Origin of the sequence: Arthrobacter sp. UYCo732 (assembly GCF_040547265.1) — a bacterium.
Classification (GTDB): Bacteria; Actinomycetota; Actinomycetes; order Actinomycetales; family Micrococcaceae; genus Arthrobacter.
Genome location: NZ_JBEPPJ010000001.1, coordinates 364,324 through 384,936 on the forward strand (window position 1 = coordinate 364,324; position 20,613 = coordinate 384,936).

23 protein-coding genes and 1 riboswitch are annotated in these 20,613 nt (G+C 65.0%); of the genes, 18 read left to right on the plus strand and 5 right to left on the minus strand.

Annotated features, from left to right (window positions below; genetic code table 11):
• Positions 1–47 precede the first annotated feature (47 nt).
• Both ffh and ABIB45_RS01645 read left to right on the plus strand, forming a co-directional pair.
• On the plus strand, positions 48–1,637 hold the full coding sequence (gene ffh, locus ABIB45_RS01640) for a signal recognition particle protein (RefSeq protein ID WP_354214180.1): 1,590 nt from the start codon (positions 48–50) through the stop codon (positions 1,635–1,637).
• A 103-nt stretch (positions 1,638–1,740) separates the two neighbouring features.
• Positions 1,741–2,475: an alpha/beta hydrolase gene (locus ABIB45_RS01645; protein ID WP_354214181.1), complete on the plus strand. Its 735-nt coding sequence runs from the start codon at positions 1,741–1,743 to the stop codon at positions 2,473–2,475.
• Here the strand turns inward: ABIB45_RS01645 and thiC are convergent.
• Positions 2,458–4,302, minus strand: a complete 1,845-nt coding sequence (thiC, locus tag ABIB45_RS01650; protein WP_354214182.1) for a phosphomethylpyrimidine synthase ThiC — start codon at positions 4,300–4,302, stop codon at positions 2,458–2,460. The genes ABIB45_RS01645 and thiC overlap by 18 nt on opposite strands.
• Positions 4,297–4,404, minus strand: a riboswitch (TPP riboswitch). Its footprint overlaps the gene before it by 6 nt.
• Before the next feature lie 154 nt (positions 4,405–4,558).
• Between thiC and ABIB45_RS01655 the strand changes: the two genes are divergently transcribed.
• The 16 genes from ABIB45_RS01655 (at position 4,559) to ABIB45_RS01730 (ending at position 16,787) form a co-directional block, all read left to right on the plus strand.
• On the plus strand, positions 4,559–5,434 hold the full coding sequence (locus ABIB45_RS01655; RefSeq protein ID WP_354214183.1) for a VOC family protein: 876 nt from the start codon (positions 4,559–4,561) through the stop codon (positions 5,432–5,434).
• Positions 5,435–5,548: 114 nt separating this feature from the next.
• Positions 5,549–5,986 carry a hypothetical protein gene (locus ABIB45_RS01660; RefSeq protein ID WP_354214184.1) on the plus strand — a complete coding sequence of 146 codons (438 nt, stop codon included), beginning with the start codon at positions 5,549–5,551 and terminating at the stop codon, positions 5,984–5,986.
• 213 nt (positions 5,987–6,199) lie between these two features.
• Entirely contained in the window at positions 6,200–6,616 is a 417-nt protein-coding gene (gene rpsP / locus ABIB45_RS01665) for a 30S ribosomal protein S16 (protein ID WP_354214185.1), read from the plus strand.
• A 1-nt stretch (position 6,617) separates the two neighbouring features.
• The gene (locus ABIB45_RS01670) at positions 6,618–6,860 is read left to right on the plus strand and encodes an RNA-binding protein (protein ID WP_056349097.1); all 243 of its coding nucleotides are present in this window, start codon (positions 6,618–6,620) and stop codon (positions 6,858–6,860) included.
• Positions 6,861–6,971: 111 nt separating this feature from the next.
• Positions 6,972–7,517: a ribosome maturation factor RimM gene (gene rimM, locus ABIB45_RS01675; RefSeq protein ID WP_354214186.1), complete on the plus strand. Its 546-nt coding sequence runs from the start codon at positions 6,972–6,974 to the stop codon at positions 7,515–7,517.
• The gene (gene trmD, locus ABIB45_RS01680; protein WP_354214187.1) at positions 7,518–8,348 is read left to right on the plus strand and encodes a tRNA (guanosine(37)-N1)-methyltransferase TrmD; all 831 of its coding nucleotides are present in this window, start codon (positions 7,518–7,520) and stop codon (positions 8,346–8,348) included. It begins immediately after the preceding gene.
• 284 nt (positions 8,349–8,632) lie between these two features.
• A complete protein-coding gene (rplS, locus tag ABIB45_RS01685) occupies positions 8,633–8,992 on the plus strand; it encodes a 50S ribosomal protein L19 (RefSeq protein ID WP_354214188.1) in 360 nt (119 codons plus the stop codon).
• 84 nt (positions 8,993–9,076) lie between these two features.
• Positions 9,077–9,754: a signal peptidase I gene (gene lepB / locus ABIB45_RS01690; RefSeq protein WP_354214189.1), complete on the plus strand. Its 678-nt coding sequence runs from the start codon at positions 9,077–9,079 to the stop codon at positions 9,752–9,754.
• On the plus strand, positions 9,755–10,681 hold the full coding sequence (lepB, locus tag ABIB45_RS01695) for a signal peptidase I (RefSeq protein ID WP_354214190.1): 927 nt from the start codon (positions 9,755–9,757) through the stop codon (positions 10,679–10,681).
• A gap of 2 nt (positions 10,682–10,683) precedes the next feature.
• Positions 10,684–11,421 carry a ribonuclease HII gene (gene rnhB, locus ABIB45_RS01700; protein ID WP_502909085.1) on the plus strand — a complete coding sequence of 246 codons (738 nt, stop codon included), beginning with the start codon at positions 10,684–10,686 and terminating at the stop codon, positions 11,419–11,421.
• Positions 11,422–11,487: 66 nt separating this feature from the next.
• Positions 11,488–11,814, plus strand: a complete 327-nt coding sequence (locus ABIB45_RS01705; RefSeq protein WP_111909356.1) for a DUF2469 domain-containing protein — start codon at positions 11,488–11,490, stop codon at positions 11,812–11,814.
• A gap of 121 nt (positions 11,815–11,935) precedes the next feature.
• Positions 11,936–12,292, plus strand: coding sequence for a YraN family protein (locus ABIB45_RS01710; RefSeq protein ID WP_354214191.1), 357 nt, complete (start codon positions 11,936–11,938; stop codon positions 12,290–12,292).
• Complete coding sequence (locus tag ABIB45_RS01715) at positions 12,293–13,837, plus strand: YifB family Mg chelatase-like AAA ATPase (protein ID WP_354214192.1); 1,545 nt, start codon at positions 12,293–12,295, stop codon at positions 13,835–13,837.
• 12 nt (positions 13,838–13,849) lie between these two features.
• Complete coding sequence (dprA, locus tag ABIB45_RS01720; protein ID WP_354214193.1) at positions 13,850–15,034, plus strand: DNA-processing protein DprA; 1,185 nt, start codon at positions 13,850–13,852, stop codon at positions 15,032–15,034.
• Between the two features lie 51 nt (positions 15,035–15,085).
• Entirely contained in the window at positions 15,086–16,012 is a 927-nt protein-coding gene (locus tag ABIB45_RS01725; protein ID WP_354214194.1) for a tyrosine recombinase XerC, read from the plus strand.
• 271 nt (positions 16,013–16,283) lie between these two features.
• Positions 16,284–16,787, plus strand: a complete 504-nt coding sequence (locus ABIB45_RS01730) for a DUF3145 domain-containing protein (protein WP_056349065.1) — start codon at positions 16,284–16,286, stop codon at positions 16,785–16,787.
• Between the two features lie 105 nt (positions 16,788–16,892).
• Here the strand turns inward: ABIB45_RS01730 and ABIB45_RS01735 are convergent, their stop codons facing one another.
• The 4 genes from ABIB45_RS01735 to ABIB45_RS01750 form a co-directional block, all read right to left on the minus strand.
• Positions 16,893–18,128 (minus strand): beta-ketoacyl-[acyl-carrier-protein] synthase family protein, encoded by a 1,236-nt coding sequence (locus tag ABIB45_RS01735; protein ID WP_354214195.1) that lies wholly within the window; start codon positions 18,126–18,128, stop codon positions 16,893–16,895.
• Positions 18,129–18,281: 153 nt separating this feature from the next.
• On the minus strand, positions 18,282–18,527 hold the full coding sequence (locus ABIB45_RS01740; protein WP_354214196.1) for an acyl carrier protein: 246 nt from the start codon (positions 18,525–18,527) through the stop codon (positions 18,282–18,284).
• Between the two features lie 84 nt (positions 18,528–18,611).
• Entirely contained in the window at positions 18,612–19,673 is a 1,062-nt protein-coding gene (locus ABIB45_RS01745) for a beta-ketoacyl-ACP synthase III (RefSeq protein ID WP_354214197.1), read from the minus strand.
• On the minus strand, positions 19,670–20,599 hold the full coding sequence (locus ABIB45_RS01750; protein ID WP_354214198.1) for an ACP S-malonyltransferase: 930 nt from the start codon (positions 20,597–20,599) through the stop codon (positions 19,670–19,672). The genes ABIB45_RS01745 and ABIB45_RS01750 overlap by 4 nt, the downstream gene beginning before the upstream one ends.
• Positions 20,600–20,613: the final 14 nt, after the last annotated feature.

Genomic DNA, 20,613 nt, shown 5'->3' on the forward strand with positions numbered 1-20,613 from the left:
GATAGTCGAGTCCCCCCTGTAACTCCACTGAAAGAAGTGCGCGGCGCGTGTTCAATTCACTCTCTGACCGGTTGACAGCAACCTTCAAGAACCTCCGTGGCAAGGGCCGCCTCACCGAGGCAGATGTTGATGCCACAGTCCGGGAGATCCGCCGCGCCCTCCTGGATGCCGACGTCGCTGTTCCCGTTGTGCGCGAGTTCACGGCCAGGGTCCGGGAACGTTCGCTCGGTGCCGAGGTATCCGGGGCGCTGAACCCCAGCCAGCAGATTGTTAAGATCGTCAACGAGGAACTGGTTGAGATCCTCGGTGGCGAGACCCGCCGCATCCGCCTGGCGAAGAACGGCCCCACCATCATCATGCTTGCCGGCCTTCAGGGCGCAGGCAAGACCACCCTCGCCGGCAAGCTCTCCAAGTGGCTCAAGGCCCAGGGCCACAGCCCCATCCTCGTGGCATGCGACCTCCAGCGCCCCAATGCCGTCACCCAGCTTCAGGTTGTGGGCAAGCGCGCCGGTGTGCCCGTCTTCGCGCCGCACCCGGGGGCCACCTCTGAACTGGAGCACCCGGCCGGTGACCCTGTTGCCGTCGCCCGCGCCGGCGTCGAGGAAGCACGCCAGAAACTCCACGACGTCGTGATTGTTGATACCGCCGGCCGCCTGGGCGTGGATGCCGAGATGATGGAGCAGGCGAGCCAGATCCGCCGGGCCATCGTCCCCAACGAAGTGCTGTTCGTGATCGACGCCATGATCGGCCAGGACGCCGTGAACACGGCAATGGCCTTTGACGAGGGTGTGAACTTCACCGGCATCGTGCTGTCAAAGCTCGACGGCGACGCCCGCGGCGGTGCTGCGCTTTCGGTGGCGTCGGTCACCGGCAAGCCCGTGATGTTCGCGTCCACCGGTGAAGGCCTGGACGACTTCGAACTGTTCCATCCGGACCGGATGGCCTCCCGCATCCTGGACATGGGCGACGTCCTCACCCTGATTGAGCAGGCAGAGAAGAACTGGGACAAGGACGAAGCCGCCCGGATGGCGAAGAAATTCGCCGACCAGGAAGACTTCACCCTGGACGACTTCCTCTCGCAGATGCAGCAGATCCGCAACATGGGCTCCATGAAGAAGATGCTCATGATGATGCCGGGTGCGGCCGGGATCAGGCAGCAGCTGGAAAACTTTGACGAGCGCGAGATCGACCGCGTCGAGGCGATCGTCCGCTCCATGACGCCGCACGAGCGCGTCGCCCCGAAGATCATCAACGGCTCCCGCCGCGCTCGCATCGCCCGAGGTTCCGGCGTGCACGTGTCCGAGGTGAACGGCCTGCTGGAGCGATTCGCCCAGGCCCAGAAGATGATGAAGAAGATGGCCCAGGGCGGCGGCATGCCGGGAATGCCAGGGATGCCAGGGATGCCCGGCATGGGTGGCCCCGGTGGTGCGCGCAAGGGCGGCAAGAACGCCCCGAAGAAAAAGGCACGGTCCGGCAACCCGGCCAAGGCTGCCCAAGAGCTCAAGGATGCCGAGGCCCGGCGGGCCGGAGCGGCTAAGGCCCTGCCGACGGGCGCAGCCTTCGGCCAGCAGTCGGGCGACTTTGATCCCTCGCAGCTGAACCTGCCCAAGGGGTTCGACAAGTTCCTCGGCAAGTAGACGCGTTTTGCCGGGTGGGCAGCAGCCGGTGCGCTTTTGAGGGCTGGCAACGACGCTGCTGCCATCCGGCAAGGATGTGGGGGCTCTGGAATAAGGTTGGGTCATGTTCAAGCAGAGGGTAGTTTTCGTGCACGGCGGCGGGCCGTTCGGGGCGGCAGCGTGGCCGCGCCAGCACGGGATGGCGCTGGCCTACGATGCCCTGTTCCTGCGACGCCACGGCTACGACCCCCTGGCTGAACCCGTGGAATCCTCGTTCACCGAGGACACCGCCATCATCCTTCGTTCACTGGCGGATGACGGGCGCGGTGCCGCCGGCGGGCATGTTGTTGCCCATGCTCAGGGCGCCATCGCAGCCATGATGGCGGCCGTCCAACGCCCCGACCTCGTGTTTTCCCTGACGCTGGTGGAACCCGCCTGCCTGTCGCTCACCGCCGAACTGCCCGCCACCTCAGCGCACGTGGCGCTGATGCAGCCGCTTTTTGAGGTCCGTTACGAGTTGGGCGATGAGGAATTCCAGCGGGAGTTCGTACGCCGGATGTTCGCGGCCGACCTTCAGGAGCCCTCCACGCCGGAGGAAAAACGGTCAGCGCGCCGGCTTCGCCTGCAGGCCCCATCCTGGGAAGCCCCGCTCCACATTGTTCCCGGCGTCCCCACCATGGTCCTGACCGGAGGCTGGGAGCCTCTCTACGAGGAAATCGCGGTATACCTGCGGGAAACCGGTGCCCTGCACCGCATCGCTGCAGGAGGGCACCGGCCACAGGACTCGGTTGAAGGTGACCGGGCCATCCGGTCCTTCATCGCCGAGGTCAGCAGGTCAGTCTCAGTTCAGGCTTCCTGACGCCGCTTCGCCGCCTGCGCCCGGAAGCTGCAGTTCAGGCAGATATACCTTGCCGCCGGAGGCCAGGAATTCCGCGCTCTTTTCCCGCATGCCGCTGTAGGCCTCGGCGATGGCTGCCTGGGAATCGGCTGAACCATACTCGTCCCGGATGTCCTGGCTGATTTTCATGGAGCAGAACTTCGGCCCGCACATGGAACAGAAATGCGCGGTCTTGGCCGGTTCGGCCGGCAGCGTTTCGTCATGGAAGGCTTCCGCCGTGACCGGGTCCAGGGACAATGCGAACTGGTCGCGCCAGCGGAACTCAAACCGTGCCTTGGACAGGGCGTCATCACGCTCGTGCGCACCCGGGTGGCCCTTAGCCAGGTCTGCTGCATGGGCGGCGATCTTGTAGGTGATCACCCCGGTCTTGACGTCGTCCTTGTTCGGGAGGCCAAGGTGTTCCTTGGGCGTGACGTAACAAAGCATCGCGGTGCCGTAGCGGGCGATTTCCGTGGCGCCGATGGCGGACGTGATGTGGTCATAGCCCGGGGCAATGTCCGTGACCAGCGGCCCAAGCGTGTAGAACGGGGCGCCCTTGCAGAGTTCCTGCTGGCGTTCCACGTTCTCCCGCACCAGATGGAACGGGACGTGCCCGGGACCTTCCACCATGACCTGGACATCGAATTCCCAGGCCCGCTGCGTGAGCTCCGCCAGAGTGTCCAGCTCGGCGAACTGGGCGGCGTCATTGGCGTCCGCCGTCGCTCCCGGGCGCAGTCCGTCGCCCAAAGAGAATGCGACGTCGTACTTGGCGAAGATCTCGCACAACTCGTCGAAGTGCGTGTAGAGGAAGTTCTCCTGATGGTGGGCCAGGCACCAGCCGGCCATGATTGCGCCGCCGCGGGAGACGATGCCGGTGACGCGGTTGGCCGTCAGCGGCACGTAGCGCAGCAGCACTCCGGCGTGGATGGTCATGTAGTCCACGCCCTGCTCGCACTGCTCAACCACGGTGTCACGGAAGATTTCCCAGGTCAGTTTGTTGGCCTCGCCGTTGACCTTCTCCAAAGCCTGGTAAATGGGCACGGTGCCGATGGGAACGGGGGCGTTGCGGATTAGCCATTCCCGCGTGGTGTGAATGTCATCGCCGGTGGACAGGTCCATGACGGTGTCCGCGCCCCACTGGGTGGCCCACTGGAGCTTGTCCACCTCCTCGGCAATGGAGCTGGTCACCGCGGAGTTGCCGATATTGGCGTTGATCTTCACCAGGAAGGCCTTGCCGATGATCATCGGTTCAGATTCCGGGTGGTTGATGTTATTGGGGATGATGGCGCGGCCGGCAGCGACTTCGCTGCGGACCAGTTCCACGTCACAGTTCTCGCGGAGGGCAACGAACTGCATCTCGGGCGTCACCACACCCTGCCGTGCGTAATGCATCTGCGTGACGGTCTTGCCTTCGACGGCGCGGCGGGGCACGGGCTGCGCGCCCTTCCACTCCGCGGAAGCGGCGCCGCGGCGAACTGCCGACTTGCCGTCGTCGAGCAGGTTCCGTTCCCGGCCGCTGTAGGGCTCGGTGTCGCCGCGGGCGGCGATCCACTCCGAGCGGAACGGGTTGAGGCCCACCACCGGATCGCTGCCCGGACCGGCCGTGCGGTAGGTCCGGAAAGGCCCGTTCGCCTCGCCGTTCGGCGACGGTTCCAGCGCGATCTCGGTCACGGGAACCCGGATCCCGGTGGCGTCATCATTGATGAACGCCAGCGAGTGGGACTTCAGTGACTGGGTTTCAGGCCGGACCGTTTGATCCTGGTCGGCTTCACTTTGGGCAGGGTTCAGCTGTGTTTCTTGTGTATTCAATGAATATTCACTTCCTTCGCCGGCATTACCCGGACAGGTTCAACGGTCGCAGGCTGCGTCAGCCCGATCTCAGCCCCTGCAAGGGCTCCCGTGTGGTCAAGTCGAAGCTACCACAGGCCGAGGGTGGCCTGTGACAGCAGTCACGGGGATGCTGTCGCAACCTGTCTGCCCAGCCACTTGAATTAAATTGAAGCTTCAAGTAAAATGGAGTCATGGCCACCTTCGACCCCGAAGGCCAACGGACCGGGAGCGTTCAATGACTGCAGAAGCCACCAGTCGGGATCTCCTTCCTGCCGACCTCTCCATGGGCACAGTGATGCTCAAGGTGGGCGACATGAAGCTGATGACCGACTACTACCAGCGTGCGCTCGGCCTGGAGGTCGTCGCCGAACAGGACGGCGGCGTCTACCTTGGCCGGCTCCGGCGCCCGCTGGTCCATCTTGCGGCCGCCCAGTCCTTGAGCCTGCCCCGCAGGGGCGAGGCCGGGCTGTTCCATACGGCGCTGCTCTTTGACCACCGGGCTTCGCTTGCTGCCACGGTAGCCACCGCGGCCCAGTACGAACCCCGGTCCTTCACCGGCAGCGCCGACCACCTCGTTAGCGAAGCCTTCTACTTCAATGACCCCGAAGGCAACGGCATCGAACTGTACTGGGACAGGCCCCGCGAAAACTGGTCCTGGAACGGGAAGGATGTGCTGATGGACAGCTTGGCACTGCCGCCGCAGCGCTACCTTGAGCAGCACATGACCGAGGAATCCATGGACGGCCAGCAGGCCGCCGAAGCCGGTGTGGGCCACGTCCACCTCCAGGTGGGTGATGTCCAGTCGGCGCACGATTTCTATGTGGGCACGCTGGGCTTCGAAAAGACCGCCGGCTGGCACGGGCAGGCATTGTTCGTTTCTGCGGGCGGATATCACCACCACATGGCAATGAACGTATGGAACAGCCGCGGCGCCGGACCGCGCAAGGACACCCTGGGACTAGGGGAGGTGCTCATCGAAGTCCCTTCAGGTGACGACGTCGGAGCCCTCGCTGACCGCTTGAAGGTCGCCGGGCTGGCGTCACACCACACGGGTGCCGAACTGCGCTTCGAGGATCCGTGGCGCAACAATATCCGGGTTGCTGTCCGCTAAGTGGCGCTGGCCGGAGCTGCAGGCCCCGATGCACTAGGCTGATTTCGAACGGCCGGGGCGGCACCCTTAGCTGCCCGCCAGGGCCGCACCGTCGACGGAATGAGGGCTGTGCCCATGGGCTTCACTGAAATTTTTGTAGCTACCCACGACGCCGCGCTGAAGCGTGCCGGCGTCCTTGATGCCGGCGGCTCGCCGCCGGGACCCGCACTGCGGATACCGGGAGTCAGTGATTTCGAGATAGAACAGCTCGGCGATCTCGCCGGGGCTGCGGTCCACGCCGGTGGCGAGGGCTACGAACTTGCCATGGTTGACGTTTCCAGCGACTCCCTCCTCGGCGTGCCGCCGGCGATGGTGCGGGCGCTGGCTGACCTCCTTACCTATGAAACTGAGGGTGAAGGCAACGTCCTGGATGATGTCGCCGAAAAATGGGCCGGTCACGACGATATGCCATTCGGTGCAGCCGACGCCCGGAACTATGTCCAGCAGCTCGCCGAGCTGGCCAGTGGAATTCACGACGCCGAGCGCACCGGGGTGTATGTCTGGGCGTCCTAGGCCCCTGGGGGCCTGCCAGGTCCGTCCTCTTCCCCCCATCCAGACGTGTCAAGTCGAAATCCTGACGCTGATCTGGCACAATAAACAGGTACTCGATCTGCGTGGCCCCTCTCTCCGCGTCCGGATCCTGTCCTTCGAGCCTTCAAGTACGGCCCGCCCCACGGGTGCAGAACGTCGGTTCAACCCTTTTCTGAAACAGGAGTGACCACAAAAGTGGCCGTAAAGATTCGCCTTAAGCGCTTTGGTAAAATGCGCGCACCGTACTACCGCATCGTCGTTATGGACGCACGCTCCAAGCGCGACGGCCGTGCCATCGAAGAGATCGGCAAGTACCACCCCACCGAAGAGCCCTCATACATCGAGGTCGACACAGACCGTGCCCAGTACTGGCTCGGCGTTGGCGCCCAGCCGTCCGAGCAGGTTGCCGCGATCCTCAAGATCACCGGTGACTGGCAGAAGTTCAAGGGCCTCCCGGGCCAGGAAGGCACCCTGAAGACCAAAGCTCCCAAGGCTGCCTTTGTTGCCCCAGAAAAGGGTTCCGTAATCATCCCGGAGGCCATCACCAAGAAGGCAAAGCAGTCTGACGCAGCCGAGGCCCCGGCCGAAGCAGAAGCCAACGAGGCTGAGTAGATTGCTGGCAGAAGCGCTCGAACACCTGGTCCGGGGAATCGTTGATTCTCCGGAAGATGTCAAGGTCAGCTCGAAGAACAACCGCCGGGGGGACACCCTCGAGGTCCGCGTTCATCAGGATGACCTGGGACGGGTGATCGGCCGCCAGGGCCGCACTGCACGTGCACTGCGCACCGTTGTGGCGGCACTGGCAGACGGCGAACCGGTAAGGGTCGACGTCGTCGACACGGACCGCCGCCGCTAAGCGCTCGGCAACATCAGTTTTTGCTCCGGCCCTTCCACCGATCAAGGTGGAGGGGCCGGAGTGCTTTCATCACAACACTGTGGATACCCCACAACCGGAACAGAGGAACAGATGCAGCTTCAGGTGGCACGAATCGGCAAACCGCACGGGATCCGTGGGGAAGTGACGGTCCAGGTTTTGACCGATGCCCCGGCGGACCGGTTTGTTCCCGGCACCGAGTTTGTGGTGGAGCCGGCGTCGGCCGGCCCCCTGACTGTTGAGAGTGCGCGATGGAACAAGGACATCCTGCTGCTCGCATTTGAGGGAATTGAAACCCGCAACCAGGCCGAGACCCTGCGCGGGGCCAAGCTGTTCGTCGAAACCGAAGAGCTGGACGATGACGACGACGAAGGCTGGTACGAGCATGAGTTGGTTGGCCTCGAGGCGCGGGTGGGCTCCCAGGTGGTGGGTAAGATCGCGGCGCTGCACACCATGCCGGTCCAGGACCTGCTGGTGGTTGAGGACGCCAACGGCAAGGAAATCCTCATTCCCTTCGTCGAGCAGATCGTGCCGGAAGTCAACGTCGCTGGGGGGTTTGTCCTGCTCACCCCGCCGGACGGACTGTTTGAAGTCAACTCCGACGACGCTGCCACCGGCGGGCCTGAGGGCAACGCGTAGATGAGAATCGACGTCGTCAGCATCTTCCCTGAGTACCTGGCGCCCCTGGAGCTGTCCCTCATCGGCAAAGCCCGCCAGGACGGCCTGCTGGACCTGCACGTCCATGATCTGCGCGGGTTCACCACCGATAAACACCGCTCCGTGGACGACACGCCCTACGGTGGCGGCGCCGGCATGGTGATGAAGGCGGAGCCGTGGGCTCAGGCGCTGGCTTCCGTCGCCGACACCAACGAAGCTAAAACAATTAAGCCGGTCCTGATCGTGCCGTCACCGGCGGGGGAGCGCTTCACCCAGGCGCTGGCCCATGAGCTCGCCGAAGAGGAGCAGCTCGTTTTTGCCTGCGGACGCTACGAAGGCATCGACGAGCGCGTCATCGAATGGGCGGCGGAACACTTCACCGTCCGGCCCATGAGCCTTGGTGACTACGTGCTCAACGGCGGTGAGGTAGCTGTCCTGGCCATGGTGGAGGCCATCGGCAGGCTGCTGCCCGGGGTGGTAGGCAACCCCGAGTCCCTCGTCGAGGAGTCGCACTCCGACGGACTGCTGGAGTACCCGGTGTACACCAAGCCCTCCAGTTGGCGTGAGCGGGAAGTGCCGGCAGTCCTGCTGAGCGGCAACCACGGGAAGATCGCGCAGTGGCGGCGCCACCAGCAGTACCAGCGGACGGCGGAGCGGCGTCCTGATCTGTTGGAGGCGTTCGATGCCGGTAAGCTGCCACGCGCAGACCGGGCCGCCCTCTACGACCTCGGGTACGCCGTCGTCGAGGGTCACCTCCGTGCCCGGCGGCCCGGTGATGCCCAAAACGGCGCCGAAACCAGTAACTCCGCCTGACCGACGCCCTCCGCCTGACCGACGCCCTCCGCCTGACCGGGCGGGCCGTCGGCGGCAATTGGCTGATGGCCTGTGAATGTGGCAAAATTAGTCTTTGTGTCTGCTGGGTCCGCACCTGCCACAGGGGGAGCGCAACCAACAGCTAAGGCAACCCGGTACTTTCAATCAGTGAAGGAACCGGACCACTTAACTTTCGGCGGTAATTTCCGGTGCGTCCTGCGCTGCCGGGCTTGACTGCCGTGACCTAAAGTGAATGACCTGTGGCGTTCACCAGGAGTGCAATTATGCATATTCTCGATTCCGTAGATGCAGCCTCGCTGCGCACAGATGTTCCCGAGTTCCGCGCGGGTGACACCCTCAAGGTTCACGTGAACATCATTGAAGGCAAGAACTCCCGTGTCCAGGTGTTCCAGGGCTTCGTCCTGGGCCGCCACGGCGATGGCCTTCGTGAAACCTTCACCGTCCGCAAGGTCTCCTTCGGCGTCGGTGTGGAGCGTACCTTCCCGGTGCACTCCCCGATCATTGACAAGATCGAGGTCGTCTCCAAGGGTGACGTGCGCCGCGCGAAGCTGTACTACATGCGTGATCTGCGCGGCAAGGCTGCCAAGATCAAGGAAAAGCGCGACTTCCAGACCAAGAAGTAAGTCCCCAGGGACCTACAAAGCAGGCCCCAGCCGTACCAGGCCAGCGCCGGAGCCCATCGCGACAGCGCCCCAGGAATACGGATCATGGACCAGACAAAACGCCAGCCCAGAAAAATGGGCTGGCGTTTTGCGTTCCTGGCACTGGTGCTCGCTGTTGCAGTCAGCGGCCTGGTCCGTTCGCTGTGGCTGGATGTTTACTTCATCCCGTCCAACTCCATGGAGCCTGTCCTTGAAGGCGGCGACCGGATCCTTGTTTCCAGAACCGACTTCCATAACAACCCGGTGCGCCGGGGCGACATCGTGGTCTTTGACGGCAGGGGATCCTTTGCTCCGCTGAACAGCGGGAAGGGTCCCTTGCTGGATTCCGTCGCCGCTGCCGGCCAATGGCTGGGCCTGACCGGCAGCGACACGACGTACGTCAAGCGGGTCATCGGACTTCCGGGAGATACTGTGGTTTGCTGCGACACGGACGGGAAGATCACCATAAACGGGACGGCGCTTGACGAGCCCTACCTCTTCGAGGGTGACAGTGCAAGCACCCAGGTGTTCACCGCCGTAGTTCCCGACGGACGGCTGTGGCTGCTGGGTGACCACCGCTCGGTATCAGCCGATTCGCGCAGCCTGCTCGGTGCCCCGGGCGGCGGCATGGTGCCGCTTACCAGAGTCATCGGCAGGCCGGTCCAGATCATCTGGCCACTTGATAGATTTGCTGCAGTACCACGGCCGCACGCGGCAGGACCAACAACAGAGGACGGACCGTAGATGCCCGAGAACCACGCCCGGACACCCGAGCCGTCCCGTGATGGCGCCGCCAGCGAGTCCGCCGGCTATACCGCTGACCCCGTGACGGCGGATGCGGCCGCCGCGGGCCCGGTCAGTTCTGATCCCGTCACGTCCCGCCCCGTCACGCCCGACGGCGGTACTTCCGCGCCCGGAGCATCCGACGGGGGTGCTGAGGCGAGGCCGGCAGCGCCGGTCGCCGGACGGCGCTCCACGGCGCCCCAGGACGGGACTGGGGTGCCCAGCCAGGTTTTTGTCTGGCTCAAGGAAGTTGCCACCGTCGTGGTGATTGCCGTGGTTCTGTCGTTCTTGATCAAGACTTTCCTTTTCCGTGCGTTCTACATTCCGTCCGAGTCCATGGTCAGCACCCTGGACATCAACGACCGGATCTTCGTAAACCTCCTGGTGCCCGAACCGTTCGCCATTTCACGCGGTGACGTGGTGGTCTTCAGGGATACCCAGGGTTGGCTGGCCGAAACGCCGGCAAAAGAGGCGGGACCCTTTACCTGGGTCCAGGACGGCCTGACGTTTGTGGGATTGCTGCCGGACAACTCCGAGCAGCACCTCGTCAAACGCGTCATCGGGCTCCCCGGAGACAAAGTGATCTGCTGTGACGACGGCGGTAAACTGACTATCAACGGATCTCGGATTAATGAAACCTACGTCAACGCTGCCGAGACACCGCAGATCCGCGCCTTCGACGTCGTCGTTCCGGAAGGGAAGGTATGGGTGATGGGCGATAACCGTAACCATTCCGCTGATTCCCGCTCCCATCTGGACTCCAACGGCGGATTCGTCGATCTGGTGGATGTGGAAGGCAGGGCAGCCGTCATCGCCTGGCCGCTGAACCGGGTCACCGTCCTGGGCAACTACCCAGATGTCTTCCGAAACGTACCCGCAGGGAAATAACAGTGTTAGCCGTCACATCCGCCACGCCCGCCAAAGCGCCCGGCCGCCAAACGGCAGGGCCCCGTTCCAAGGCTCCGACTCTCCGGCACGAGCGGACCTTCAAGGCGCAAGGTGCCCGCTATCTGGCCGGAGTGGACGAGGTGGGGCGTGGCGCCCTTGCCGGGCCTGTGAGCGTGGGGATCGCCGTCGTTGACCTCCATACCCAAAAGCCCCTGTCAGGTGTGCGGGACAGCAAGCTGCTCAGCCCCGCGGAGAGGGAGCGCTTGGAACCCCTTGTGCGGAGCTGGAGCGTGGCCTCGGCGGTGGGGCATGCTTCCGCCCACGAGATCGACGTGCTGGGCATCATCGCCGCGCTGCGGCTCGCCGGGACACGCGCCTGGCTGAAGATCCTCGCCACAGGTGTAAGCCCGGACGTAGTGCTGCTCGATGGCAGTCACAACTGGCTCTCGCCGGCCGCGCAGCTTTCCCTGTTCGACGAGCCTGTGCTGGAAGCCGGCTGCGCCGCTCCCGTCCATACCAAGGTGAAGGCGGACATGCAGTGCCTGAGCGTGGCTGCCGCGAGCGTGATCGCCAAGGTGGAACGCGATCAGCAGATGCGTGGCCTGCACACCGAGTATCCGAATTTTGGTTGGGACGTTAACAAGGGCTACGCCACTGTCATCCACCGCGCCGCGTTGCGCGCCGCGGGCCCCACCCCCTACCACCGGGTGAGCTGGAACCTCCTTGGCGGAGACCTCTGAGGCCAGGCACCGGGGCGCGGTGCCTGGGCGGCGCCCGTGCCGCCCTGAATGGTGCAAGATGGAAGCATGAGCGCTGAGGATCTTGAAAATTATGAAACCGACATGGAGTTGCAGCTCTACCGTGAATACCGGGATGTCGTCGGGCTCTTCAGCTATGTGGTCGAGACGGAACGCCGCTTTTACCTCGCCAACCATGTTGACCTCCAGGCCCGCAGCGCCGACGGCGAGGTTTACTTCGACCTGACGCTGCAGGACGCCTGGGTGTGGGACGTCTACCGCTCGGCACGGTTCGTCAAGACGGTCCGGGTGCTGACCTTCAAGGACGTCAACGTCGAAGAGCTGCCCCGCAACGAGGAACTCGCACTGCCCAAGGACGTTGACCTGGGCAACTGATGCGCCCACTGCTCCTCCACAACGCTGCCACGGAAGCGTTTTCTGCTGAGTTTACCCACATAGGCCACTAGCTTTCCGCCGTCCACTGTCCTGCCACGGCAGGCTGGTTGCGGAGGTAGAAATGAAAGCCAAAGACCTGTTGGGCCAACGCGGCGAGGAGCTCGCTGCCGGTTATCTTGAATCGCTGGGCATGCTGGTGGTGGAGCGGAATTGGCGCTGCACTGAAGGTGAAATAGACATCGTGGCCCTGGACGGGGACTCGCTGGTGATCGCCGAAGTGAAAACCCGGCGCTCCCTGGATTACGGCCATCCGTTTGAGGCCGTGGGAACGGCCAAACTGGCCCGCCTGCACCGGCTGGGATCGGCGTGGTGCCGGGACCGGGAACTGCGGATGCCGTTGCGGCGGGTGGACGTCATTGCCGTGGTGGACGACGGCGGCGGCGACCCTCTGGTGGAACACCTCAAAGGGGTGGGGTAGATGGCTCTGGGCCGGACATATTCGGTGGCGCTCGTGGGGTTGAACGGGTACATCGTCGAGGTCGAGGCTGACATCGGCCAGACTTTGCCGGCATTTGTCATTCTTGGTCTGCCGGACGCCGCCCTCAACGAAGCCAAAGAGCGGATACGGTCGGCGGCCAAGAATTCCGGTATTCCGCTGAGCCGCCGAAAGATCACGGCAAACCTAATTCCGGCTTCGCTGCCCAAACGCGGTTCGGGGTTCGACCTCGCTGTCACTATGGCGGTTCTGCGGGCCGCCAATGACATCAAACCCACAGCGCGGACTGTCTTCATCGCCGAACTGGGTTTGGACGGCCGGCTGCGGCCGGTTCGCGGCATCCTGCCTGCGGTCATGGCGGCCGTCCAAGCCGGATATCCGGACGTTGTGGTGGCACAGGCCAACTTCGGCGAAGCGTCGCTGGTCCCCGGTGCCAACGTCAGGGGTTACCGGACCCTCGCCCGGCTTGCCCTCGATTTCGGGGCGGACCCGCAGGAACTGGCACTGGACTTCGAACCCGAAGATGACGCCGGCCACGGGGATTCCCTGCCGGGCGCCCTGGCAGTGCCGGACATGGCCGACGTCTCCGGTCAAGGCGATGCCCGCCGTGCGCTTGAGGTGGCAGCGGCCGGCGCCCACCACCTTCTGCTGACCGGGCCGCCGGGCGCGGGCAAGACCATGCTGGCGGAGAGACTGCCCGGGCTGTTGCCGGACCTTGCGGACAACGAGGCCATGGAGGTCACCGCCATCCACTCGTTATGCGGCCTTCCCTCATCAGCCGTCCAGCTCCTCCGGCGTCCGCCGTTCGAAAACCCGCATCATTCGGCCACAGCCGCGGCGATCATCGGCGGCGGCTCGGGGTTGCCCCGGCCCGGTGCTGCCTCCAGGGCCCACCGTGGCGTCCTGTTCCTGGACGAGGCGCCGGAATACGAACGCCGCGTTTTGGACGCTCTGAGACAGCCACTGGAGAGCGGGGAGTTGGTCATTCACCGCTCCGCGGGAACAGCCGCCTATCCTGCCCGTTTCCAGCTGGTCCTTGCCGCCAACCCTTGCCCCTGCGGCAAAGCGTCCGGAAAGGGCCTGAACTGCACCTGTACGCCCATGATGCGACGCCGCTACGTGGCCAGGATGTCAGGGCCGCTCCTGGACCGCGTGGACATCCAGCTGCAGGTGGAACGGGTTTCACTGGCAGACTTCGGCCAGGCTGGCGCGGAGGAGGACACCGCTGCCGTGGCCGGACGAGTGGGCGATGCCCGAAGGCGGCAGGCAGAACGGCTGCGGCCGCTGGGCCTGGAAACCAACTCCCAGGTACCCGGCCGCATTCTGCGCGGTGCCCTCCGGCTGCCCGCAACAGCCACCCGGATCCTGGATCAGTCCCTGGAGCGCGGCGTGCTGACGGCCAGGGGTTACGACAGGGTCCTGCGGCTCGCCTGGACCCTGGCGGACCTGTCGCACCGCGACAGGCCCGACACCAACGACATCGGCCAGGCCCTGGGCCTGCGGCAGGCTGCCTCGGCAGCGGCGTGAAGGACGGAAACCATGGATAACGAACGGATCGCGCGGGCCGCGCTGTCGCGGCTTATGGAACCCCAGGATGCTGCCGGGCTGGCGCTGGTGCAGGCCACAGGCGCCCAGGACGCCCTGTTGATCGCCACCGGCCAGGCATCTGCCGGCCCGGCACTGGAACAGGAAATCACCGGTCTTCTTGCCGAGAACGGCGCCGGAACCAGCTGGGGCGGCATGACGGCGGCCCTCAGACGCTGGTCGCCACGCGTTCCCGATCTGGCTCCCGAACGCGACCTGGCCACCATGGCACGCCTCGGCGGCCGGGTGATCGTCCCCTCGGACGACCTCTGGCCTGCCCAACTCGGGGACCTCGGGATTCATGAACCCATCTGCCTGTGGTGGCGCGGCGTGGAACAGGAGCTGCCAGGCCGGGCTCGCTGCGTGGCGCTGGTGGGTTCCCGCGACAGCACCAGCTATGGTGCGTCCGTTACCGGCGATATTGCCTACACCCTGGCGCAGCGCGGTTTCACCGTAGTTTCCGGAGGTGCCTACGGCATTGACGCGCACGCACACAGGGCCGCGTTGGCCGGGGGATCAGGGGCGATGCCCACCATAGCTGTCATGGCGGGCGGCGTGGACCGCTTTTACCCGTCCGGCAACGAGGATCTCCTCCGGGCGGTCTGCAACCAAGGGGCGGTGATGGCAGAGGTCCCGCCGGGATCGGCGCCCACCCGCTACCGGTTTCTTCAGCGGAACAGGCTGATCGCCGCCCTGGCGGCCGTAACGGTGGTGGTGGAAGCCCGATGGCGGTCCGGGGCGCTGAACACGGCCCACCATGCGGAGACGCTGGGCCGGGCAGTCGGGGCAGTCCCCGGGTCTGTCCACAGCGCAAACTCAGCAGGCTGTCATCGGCTGCTCCGGGACGGCGGCGCAGTCTGCGTGACTGACGCAGCCGAGATCGCTGAACTGGCTTCGCCCAGCGGTGCAGGGCTTGCTGAGCCTGGAACGGCTCATGCGGCCGAGCACGACGGCCTGACGTTGGAGGACCTGATCCTCCTCGATGCCCTTCCCCTCCGGTCCACCACATCCGTGGACAAACTCTGCGCCGTCGCTGGCCTCAGCGTCGACTCCGTGCGGGCGGGGCTGGGCAGGCTTGGGCTGGTGGGGCTGGCCGTCTCAGAAAGGGGCGGCTGGAAACGGGCCAAGGATTCCCGCTAGTTTCCTGTGTCCCGGGCCGGATTGACGGCTGAATTCTGTCACAGTGTAACGGTGGAGAACCAGGAACTGTCCCCGGCGTTCGAGCAGGCTCTCGCCGGCTTCGGCCGGTATCTTGAAGCGGAGCGGGCCCGCTCCGCGCATACACGCCGGGCTTACCTTTCAGACCTTCAAAGCCTCCTGGAACACGCCGCCGCCGACGGCCTCACTGATCTGCCGGAACTGGCACTGGGGACTCTCCGCGGCTGGTTGGGGGCGCAAAGCCAGGCCGGGATGTCCCGTTCCACCCTGGCCCGGAGAGCGGCTACTGCACGGTCCTTCACCACCTGGGCGCTGCGGGAGGAGCTCATCGAAGTCAACCCCGCCCTCCGGCTGAGGGCTCCGAAAGCGGAAAAGTCTCTGCCGGGAGTGCTGCAGTCCCAGCAGCTTGTCCGGCTGTTAACCAGCCTGGAGGAAGCTGCAGCGGAGGGCTCGCCGGTGCCGGTGCGCAACCGCGCCATGGTGGAAGTCCTTTACGCCTCCGGCCTGCGGGTGGGGGAGCTGGCGGGACTGGACGTGGACGATCTCAACCCGGACCGCCGCACCCTCCGCGTCGTTGGCAAGGGCAACAAAGAACGGACTGTCCCCTATGGCGTCCCGGCTGCTGTCGCCGTCGACGACTGGCTCCGCCGGGGCCGGCCGCTCCTGGCGACGGGGCACAGCGGCCCGGCACTGTTCCTGGGGGCCAGAGGCAACCGCGTTGACCAGCGCCAGGTCCGGACCGTGGTGAAAGGGCTCTTCGAGGCCTTGGGCGACACCTCAGCGACCGGCCCGCACGCTCTCCGGCATTCAGCCGCGACCCACCTCCTGGACGGCGGAGCGGACCTCCGGGCGGTGCAGGAAATCCTGGGCCACAGCAGCCTGTCCACCACCCAGATCTACACGCACGTCTCGGTGGAACGGCTCCGGCGGAGCTACCAGCAGGCCCATCCCAGGGCCTGAACGCCGCCGGAAGCCCGCGCAGGGACGGCAAAACGCGGTTCATGCCAGCTGTGGCGAATCGCACTGGCGTAATTAGACGGGGTACGGCACAATAAGAGTCACGTCCGGCAACTTTCAAGTGTCGCTTGAAGCTCTTTCGCTCTGCGCGCCACCGCAAGTCCGGACACACTTTAATATTCAGGTAAGGAACACCGCGGCTGGAAACAGCACGGGCAGTTTCATCCAGGCAGAGGTCGTTGGGGAAGACGTACCTACAGCTATGGAGGATGGAATGTCTGTTGCAATGACCCGCGGTGTGCTGTTTGTTCACTCGGCCCCTACGGCACTGTGCCCGCATGTTGAGTGGGCCATTGGATCCGTCGTGGATAAGCGGACGGATCTTGAGTGGACACCTCAGCCTGCTGCGCCCGGAATGTTCCGGGCTGAGCTCTCCTGGACGGGCACCCCAGGCACCGGATCGCTGCTGGCGTCCTCGCTCCGAGGCTGGGCGCATCTGCGCTATGAGGTCACAGAGGAGCCAAGCCAGGGGGTCGATGGCGGCCGCTGGTCGCACACCCCCGAGCTGGGGATTTTCCACGCCACAACTGACGTCCACGGGAACATCATGGTCTCTGAGGACAGGATCCGCTACGCCTACGAATCAGGCGCCGGCGATCCTTCCGCCGTCTACCATGAACTCTCTTTGGCCCTCGGTGAAGCCTGGGATGAAGAACTGGAGCCCTTCCGCCACGCGGCCGAGGGCGCCCCTGTCCGCTGGCTGCACCAAGTGGGCTGACGGCAGCCGGAAGCCACGCCGTCGTACGTTCCACCAGCCGCTCCATAGCAAAGAAGAGGCCCCGCCAAATGGCGGGGCCTCTTCTTGTTTAAGTGGTGACTGCTGCTAGACGTTGCGGATGGCGATGACGGCGTTGTGGCCGCCGAAACCGAACGAGTTGCTTAGCGCCACCACGTCGCCGGCCGGCAGGTCGCGGGCCGAGGTGACGACGTCGAGCGGGATCTCGGGATCCTGGTTCTCAAGGTTGATGGTCACCGGAGCCTTGCGTTCGTAGACAGCAAGCACGGTAAGCACGGCCTCCACTGCGCCTGACGCGCCGAGGAGGTGCCCCATCTGCGACTTCGTGGCGGATACCGCAACGTTGTCGATGTGGTTCCCCAGCGCGGCACGGAGCGCCGTGTACTCGGGCTTGTCACCGACGGGGGTGGAGGTGGCGTGCGCGTTAACGTGGACCACATCCTCGGCCTGGATGCGGCCGTCGAACATGGCTGCCTTGAGCGCCCGGGTGGCGCCCAGGCCCTGGGGGTCCGGAGCGGTGATGTGGTATGCGTCTGCCGTCACGGACGTGCCGGCCAGTTCGGCGTAGATTCGGGCGCCGCGGGCGAGGGCATGCTCCTCGGCTTCCAGGACCAGGGCCCCGGCGCCTTCGCCCATCACAAAGCCGTCGCGGCCAAGATCGTAGGGACGTGAGGCGCCCTGCGGGTCGTCGTTGCGGCGGGAGAGTGCCTGCATTGACGCGAACGCAGCGAGCGGCATTGGGTGGATGGCGGCTTCGGCGCCGCCGCACATGACGACGTCGGCCTTACCGGAACGGATCAGGTCCAGGCCCAGGTGGAGGGCCTCGGTGCCGGAAGCGCAGGCCGAAACGGGGGTGTGGGCGCCGGCACGGGCGCCAAGGTCAAGGCTGACGGCCGCAGCGACGCCGTTGGGCATCAGCATGGGGACCGTCATGGGGAGGACGCGGCGGGGGCCCTTTTCCTTCAGCGTGTCCCAAGCATCGAGCAGGGTCCATACGCCGCCAATCCCGGTGGCGAAGGCCACTGCCAGGCGGTCGTGGTCAATTTCCGTGATGCCGGAATCGGCCCACGCCTCACGGGCGGCGATGACGCCGAACTGGGTCGAGGGGTCCATCCGTTTGGCTTCAACGCGGCCCAGTACATCCAATGCCGGAGTGGTGCAACGGGCCGCGAAGTGGACGGGCAGTTCGTATTTGGCAACCCATTCATCCTCCAGAGTGCGGGCACCCGAGACGCCTTTCAGCGCGTTCTTCCACATGGTTGGTACGTCGCCGCCGATGGGCGTGGTGGCACCCAGACCGGTAATGACTACTTTGCGTGTCATTGGATCACTCTCTGTCGCTGGGCAGGCCGTATCCGCTAACTCCGGCGGGGTCCCGCGTGTTGGGCAGCTGGCTGCCGGGAAAAATCTGGTGGACTGCCGGCCCTGCTAGGGCGGGCCGGCAGTCCTGTCAGCCTGAAGGGGCTGAAGCCCTGTCTAAGCCTGTGCGCCGGCGATGAAGCTGACGGCGTCGCCCACGGTCTTGAGGTTCTTGACCTCTTCGTCCGGGATGCGCACGCCGAATTTCTCTTCGGCGTTGACCACAATGGTCATCATGGAGATGGAGTCGATGTCCAGGTCCTCGGTGAAGGACTTGTCCAGCTCCACGGCTTCGGGGGCGAGGCCGGTTTCTTCGTTGACGATTTCAGCCAAGCCGGTCAGGATCTCTTCGTTGCTAGCCATTGACGGCTCCTTTTCTTGTTATTGCCGGCGGGGGGTGCCGGAAACGGTTCAGCCCGCGGGTGCGCGGCCTGTTGTGGGGCGTTCTTAAGGGAGGACGATGACCTGGGCACCAAAGACCAGGCCGGCACCGAAGCCGATCTGGAGTGCCAAGCCGCCGCTGAGGCCAGGGTTCTCCTGGAGCAGGCGGTGGGTGGCCAGCGGGATGGAGGCAGCCGAGGTGTTACCGGCTTCCGCGATGTCCCGGGCGATGATGACGGATTCGGGAAGCTTGAGTTTCTTGGCCATCTCGTCAATGATCCGCATGTTGGCCTGGTGGGGGATGAACGCCACCAGGTCTTCGGCCTTGACGCCGGCAGCCTCCAGGGCCTGCGCTGCCATCTTGGCCATTTCCCAGACCGCCCAGCGGAAGACCGTCTGGCCGTCCTGGCGGAGGGTGGGGTACAGTTCCTGTGCCTCTTCAAGCAGAGCAAAGTCGCCGGACTCGTCGGACTGGCGGGCTGCCATGCTCAGGTCGCGGACATCGAGCATGGAACGCGTCATGCCGATGGCGTCCCACTTACTGCCGTCCGAACCCCATACCGACGGGCCGATGCCGGGGGCGTCCGAAGGGCCGACGACAACTGCGCCGGCGCCATCGCCCAGGAGGAAGGAGATGGTCCGTTCCCGGTTATCGATGACGTCCGAAAGCTTTTCTGCCCCGACCACCAACACGTAGGTGGCGGCACCGGAACGGACCAACGCATCAGCCTGGGCGATCCCGTAGCAGTAACCGGCACAGGCGGCCGAGATGTCGAAGGCGGGAGCCGGCGTCGCACCGATACGGTCGGCCAGTGCGGCCGCGGCGGACGGCGTGGCGTAGGGGTGCGTCACGGTCGAAACAATGACGGCACCCAGCTGTGAGGCTTCGATGCCGGCCTTCTGCAGGGCCTCCCGTGCTGCGCCTTCCGCCATGTCAATGACGCTGACCCCGGCGGCGGCACGGTGACGGGTGATAATTCCGGTCCGCTGGCGGATCCACTCGTCGGAGGAGTCAATCCACTGGCAGACGTCGTCGTTGGTGACAATGACATCCGGCCGGAACGCGCCGAGTCCGAGGATGCGGCTGTACTGGTTGACGGGCAGTTGGTTCAGCGTGGGAACGCTCATGCATTTCCCTCCAATTCTGCGAAGAGTGCCAGTGCGGCCGTGAGGTCGTCCGGCGTTTTGACTGCAACGGTTTTAACGCCGGGCATGCCGCGCTTGGCGAGTCCGGTGAGGGTACCGGCCGGTGCGAGCTCAATCAGGCCAGTGACGCCGCGCTGCACAAGGTTTTCCATGCACAGGTCCCAACGGACTGGCCGGGAGACCTGCGCAATGAGGCTTTCGACGGCGGCATCGCCGTCGAACACTTCGCGGCCGTCGAAGTTGGACAGCAGCGGCACCACCGGCTTCTGCGGTTTGAGGTCCGGCTTCAGCGCCTCGAGGGCGCTCACTGCAGGCGACATGTGGGAGGTATGGAATGCCCCGGCAACCTTCAAAGGAATAACGCGTGCCTTGGCCGGCGGGTTGTCCGCCAGGGCCTGCAGCTGCTCGAAGGTTCCTGCCGCTACTGTCTGCCCGGCACCGTTGATGTTGGCGGGAGTTGCGCCGGAGGCCTCAATGGCGGCCAGGACTTCTGCCGGGTCCCCACCTACCACTGCGCTCATGCCGGTAGGTGTCAAGGCAGCGGCTGCGGCCATGCTGTTGGCGCGCTCCCGGACGAACGCCATGGCCTCCTGCTCGGTGAGCACGCCGGCCAACGCAGCGGCCGTGATCTCACCGACTGAGTGGCCGGCAAGAATCACCGGAAGCGAGCCGAGCTCGACGTCGAAGAGCGACGCGGCGGCCACCAGTCCGGCGGCAACAATCAGCGGCTGCGCAACGGCGGTGTCTTTGATGGTTTCTTCGTCGGAGGTGGTCCCGTGAGCGGTCAGGTCGATGCCTGCGATTTCGCTCAGGGAGGCCAGTAGGCCTGCTACCGAAGGCAGTTCCAACCAGGGGGCCAGAAAACCCGGGGTCTGTGAGCCCTGTCCAGGGCAGACTATTGCAAGCACGTATCCAGCTTTCC